Here is a 4973-nt window from a genome sequence, read left to right on the forward strand (position 1 = left end):
GGGCCTTGCCTGCTAGGGGGCAAGACGGTATCTGCGGACGCACGGCCCTCTGTCAGCGCAGTTGCTTCCTGTGGGAGGGACTTCAGTCCCGACTGCTACCGGAGCCGGATGCTTTTCGGTGCGAGATTGCGACGGAAGAACTGAGCGGATCGCGCGCTTCTGCGTTGGCCCTGCCGGAGTTGTTGCCTGTCTTGCAGCGCTCGATGTGGCCTTGGTCAGCCACGCCAAGGCCTTTGGCGTCATGCGCGTCGCGGCTGATACCGAACAGATAGGAACCGCTCCCGTTCGCGGGCCTGCGGTCCATGCCGCAGGCCCACGCGCCTCACTGCGGCCAGGCGAACGTGGCGATCACCGGGAAATGGTCGGACGGCCAGTGACCCTGCGGCCGCGCGTCGAGCGTGGCGTAGTGGGTGGCCTTCAACCCGCGCGAGAGGATCCAGTCGATGCGCCGGTCGGGATGGCCGGTGAAATCGTGGAAGGTCGCTTCCGGGCCCTGCGGTTGCGCCACCTGCGTGCGCGCATCGGCCAGGCTGGCGGTGAGGGAGCGGTAGGTCGGCGAGTCCGGCACCGTGTTGAAGTCGCCGGTCAGCACCACCGGTACGTCCGCCGGCAGCGCCTTCAGCCGCGACACGATCAGCGCCGCGCCCTTGGCGCGCGCCGCTTCGTCCTCGTCGCGATAGGGCAGATGGGTGTCGAACAGGTAGAAGCGGCGGCCATCGCCGATGCGCTCGAACAGGCCCCAGTTGACCATGCGCGGCAGCGGATGGCCCCAGCTGATGCTGCCCATCACCTCCGGCGTGTCCGACAGCCAGAAGTGTCCCGAGTCCACCAGCTTCAGCGCGTGGCTGTCGTAGAACACGCCCATGCGTTCGCCGTCGTCCTTGCCGTCGCGGCTGGGGCCGAACCAGCGGTACTCCGGCAACTGCGCGGCCAGGTAGTCGGCCTGGCGTTGGACCAGTTCCTGGGTGCCGAACACATCCGGGTGCTGCGCGCGGATCAGCGCGGCCATTGCGCTGCGGCGCACGTCCCAGCGCTTGTCGCCGTCGGTATCGACCGGCACGCGGACGTTGAAGCTCATCACCTTGAGCGGGGCCGGCGCGGCGGGCGTTGCGGGCGTGCGCGCCTGCGCTGGCGCGATGCACGCGCTCAGCACCAGCAGCAGAGGAAGCGCGAGCTTGCGCGCGGACGACAGCGACGGCGACATGGCAGATCTCGACAGGAGCGGAGCACGCGATGGTGGCACGGCGGTGGTGTCGGTGACCACCGCGTGGCGCGCCTGCCGCGAGGTGCTCAGTTGAACGCCGACAGCGCCTGGGTCAGTTTCCCGTTGTTGTCGACCGCGCCCATCGTGTAGCCCTGCCAGCCCGGATACGCGTCGGGTTCCCAATAGAACACGCCCAGGCCGCGGCTGCCGAGCGCGCGGGTCTTGGTGAGCAGATCGGCCAACATCGCGCGGGTGGTCGCGGCCTGCTGCCAGTCCATGCCGACCTCGCTGACGATCACGTCCGACCCGTAGCGCGCCACCATGTCCTGCATGTTGCTGGCGATCTGGGTGTTGGCGCTCTGCCAGGCATTGGGGGACGGGTAGTGCGACATGCCGACCACGTCCCACTTGCCGCCGGCCGACTTGAGGCTGTCGAAGAACCAGCGGAAGGTCGCGTTGTCGTGGCCGTTGGCCAGGTGCACGATCACCTTCGCATTGGGGTACACCGACTTGCTGGCGTTGTAGCCGCTGTTGATTAGCTGCGCGAGGTTGCCGAAGTTGGGCGTCTTGCCGTCCGGCCACAGCATGCCGCTGTTGATTTCGTTGCCCACCTGCACCCAGCTCACGTCGATGCCGTTGGACTTGAGATAGGACAGGATGCCGTTGGTGTGCGAATACACGTCCTTCACCAGGGTGGCGAAGTCGTGGTTGCTCCAGGCCGCCGGCTTGGTCTGCTTGCCGGGATCGGCCCAGCTGTCGCTGTAGTGGAAGTCGATCATGATGCGCATGCCCTGCGCCTTGGCCCGCTTGGCCATATTCAGCGTGTCGGCGCCGTCGTTCCAGCCACCCTGCGGATTGACCCACACGCGCAGCCGGATCGCGTTGACCCCGGTGCCCTTGAGCAGCGCGAAGAAATCGGTGGTGGCGCCGGAGGCGTTGCGGAATACGCGACCGCTGCTCTCCTGCTGGTCGATCCAACTGACATCGGTGCCCTTGGCGAAGGTCTGCGCCATGGCCGGCGCACACAGACAGGCGAGCAACAACACCAGCAGCCAGGCGGACACGCGCTTGCTCGATCGGTTCATGCGATTCTCGCGGTGATGGAAGGAGGGAAGGGGGCGTCGTCCGGCCCCGAGGAGTGGGCACCGCGACGTGCCGTGCCGTCCCCCGCGGCCGCGGCGCGCACGAGGCTAGCGCGATCGCCACGGCGACGCGCGCTGCACTGCAGCGGTGCTGTCGCGACGTCCGCAAGCGCTGTCTGGATGGCCGATGAATCTGCGCGGTGCGTCACTTGACGCGATGCGGCATCGGCGTAGCATTCCGCTCACGCCAAGGGACAGACCCGCGGCGATCCACCTAACCGTGAGGGATGCTCATGGAGTTCGACTATCTCGTGTTCATCGGGCGCTTCGAGCCCTTCCACAACGGCCACGCCGCCGTTGCCCGCCACGCCCTCGCACGTGGTCAGAAACTCATCTTCCTGATCGGCTCGGCCGAAACCCCTCGTACCATCCGCAATCCCTGGACCGTTGCCGAGCGCAGCGTGATGATCCAGGCCGCGCTGGAAGGCGCCGGCGAGCGCTTGATCCTGCGGCCGTTGCGCGACCATCTGTACAACGAAAGCCAGTGGATCGCCGCGGTGCAGTCCACGGTGGCCGAGGCGGTGCGCAGCGACGGCGGCAGCGCCGAGGCGCGGATCGGCCTGATCGGCATGGACAAGGACGCCAGCAGCTATTACCTGCGCGAATTCCCGCAGTGGCCGCTGGTCGACGTGCAGCACACCGAGACGCTGTCGGCGACCGAGCTGCGCCGTTACCTGTTCGAGGCCGGCAGCATCGATTTCCACGGCGCGCTGCTGATGCTGCGCGGCAACGTGCCGACGCCGGTGTTCGACATGCTCGAGGCGTTCCGCAAGAACTCGCCGTCGTACGCCGAACTGCTCGCCGAATACCAGTTCATCGAGCAATACCGCGCCGCCTGGAAGGAGGCGCCGTATCCGCCGACCTTCGTCACCGCCGATGCGGTGGTGGTGCATTCCGGGCACGTGCTGCTGGTGCGCCGCCGCGCGGCGCCGGGCAAGGGCCTGTGGGCGCTGCCGGGCGGCTTCGTCGGCCAGCACGAGAGCATCCTCGACGCCTGCCTGCGCGAACTGCGCGAGGAGACCCGGCTGAAGATCCCGGTGCCGGTGCTCAAGGGCTCGCTGAAGAACCGCCACGTGTTCGACCACCCCGAGCGCAGCCTGCGCGGGCGCACCATCACCCACGCCTTCCACTTCGAGTTCGTGTTCGGCGAACTGCCCGAGGTGCGCGGCGGCGACGACGCCGACAAGGCGCGCTGGGTGCCGGTCAGCGAAGTGCTGGGCATGGGGCCAAAACTGTTCGAAGACCATCTGCACCTGCTCGAATTCTTCCTGGGCCGCGGCTGACGCGGCCTTCCCGGCCGGCGGACAGACCGCCGGCTTTCCCAGACGCGAAGGAGCTTCCGTCATGCAATGCCTGAACAACCTGCTGCTCAACACCGACAGCTACAAGGCCAGCCACTGGCTGCAGTACCCGCCCGGCACCGACGCCACGTTCTTCTACGTGGAATCGCGCGGCGGCGTCTACGACCGCACCGTGTTCTTCGGTCTGCAGTCGATCCTCAAGGAGGCGCTGGGCCGCCCCGTCACCCATGCCGACATCGACGAGGCGCGCGACCTGTTCGCCGCGCACGGCGAGCCGTTCAACGAAGCGGGCTGGCGCGATATCGTCGACCGCCTCGGCGGCCAGTTGCCGATCCGCATCCGCGCCGTGCCCGAGGGCAGCGTGGTGCCGACCCACAACGCGCTGATGACCATCGAGTCCACCGACGCGCAGGCCTACTGGGTGCCGTCGTACCTGGAGACGCTGCTGCTGCGCATCTGGTACCCGGTGACCGTGGCCACGGTGAGCTGGCACGCCAAGCAGACCATCCGCCAGTTCCTGGAGCGCACCAGCGACGATCCGGACGGGCAGTTGCCGTTCAAGCTGCACGACTTCGGCGCGCGCGGCGTGTCCAGCCTGGAATCGGCGGCGATCGGTGGCGCGTCGCACCTGGTCAACTTTCTCGGCACCGACACCGTGTCCGGGCTGTTGCTGGCGCGCGCGCACTACCACGAGCCGATGGCCGGCTATTCGATCCCCGCCGCCGAGCACAGCACCATCACCAGTTGGGGCCGCGAGCGCGAGGTCGAGGCCTACCGCAACATGCTCAAGCAGTTCGGCAAGCCCGGCGGCGTGGTCGCGGTGGTGTCGGACAGTTACGACATCTTCCACGCGATCCGCGAGCACTGGGGCACCACGCTGCGCGAGGAGGTGATCGCCTCCGGCGCCACCGTGGTGATCCGCCCGGACTCCGGCGATCCGGTGGCGGTGGTGCACCAGTGCCTGGAACTGCTCGACGAGGCCTTCGGCCACAGCGTCAACGGCAAGGGCTACAAGGTGCTCAACCACGTGCGGGTGATCCAGGGCGACGGGGTCAACCCGACCAGCATCCGCGCGATCCTGGAGCGCATCACCAGCGCCGGCTACGCCACCGACAATCTGGCCTTCGGCATGGGCGGCGCGTTGCTGCAACGGCTCGACCGGGACACCCAGAAGTTCGCGTTGAAGTGCTCGGCCGCCCGCGTCGACGGCCGCTGGATCGACGTGTACAAGGATCCGGTCACCGACAAGGGCAAGCTCAGCAAGCGCGGGCGCATGCGTCTGCTGCGGCACCGCGAGTACGGCAGCTACCGCACCGAGCCGGTGGC

Annotated in this window: 4 protein-coding genes; 2 read left to right on the forward strand and 2 right to left on the reverse strand. The window is 67.9% G+C overall.

Going from position 1 to position 4973, the window contains the following annotated elements; all coding sequences use genetic code 11:
• Positions 1-322 precede the first annotated feature (322 nt).
• Together D183_RS0111320 and D183_RS0111325 are read right to left on the reverse strand one after the other, a co-directional pair.
• Positions 323-1204 (reverse strand): endonuclease/exonuclease/phosphatase family protein, encoded by an 882-nt coding sequence (locus tag D183_RS0111320; RefSeq protein WP_017909089.1) that lies wholly within the window; start codon positions 1202-1204, stop codon positions 323-325.
• An 86-nt stretch (positions 1205-1290) separates the two neighbouring features.
• The gene (locus tag D183_RS0111325) at positions 1291-2289 is read right to left on the reverse strand and encodes a glycosyl hydrolase 53 family protein (RefSeq protein WP_017909090.1); all 999 of its coding nucleotides are present in this window, start codon (positions 2287-2289) and stop codon (positions 1291-1293) included.
• Between the two features lie 284 nt (positions 2290-2573).
• Between D183_RS0111325 and D183_RS0111330 the strand changes: the two genes are divergently transcribed.
• Together D183_RS0111330 and D183_RS0111335 are read left to right on the forward strand one after the other, a co-directional pair.
• Positions 2574-3629, forward strand: coding sequence for a bifunctional nicotinamide-nucleotide adenylyltransferase/Nudix hydroxylase (locus tag D183_RS0111330; protein ID WP_017909091.1), 1056 nt, complete (start codon positions 2574-2576; stop codon positions 3627-3629).
• Between the two features lie 61 nt (positions 3630-3690).
• Positions 3691-4973, forward strand: a 1283-nt coding sequence (locus tag D183_RS0111335) for a nicotinate phosphoribosyltransferase (RefSeq protein ID WP_017909092.1), incomplete at its 3' end; no start/stop codon positions are given.

Origin of the sequence: Xanthomonas sp. SHU 199, assembly GCF_000364665.1 — a bacterium.
GTDB classification, from domain to species: domain Bacteria; phylum Pseudomonadota; class Gammaproteobacteria; order Xanthomonadales; family Xanthomonadaceae; genus Xanthomonas_A; species Xanthomonas_A sontii.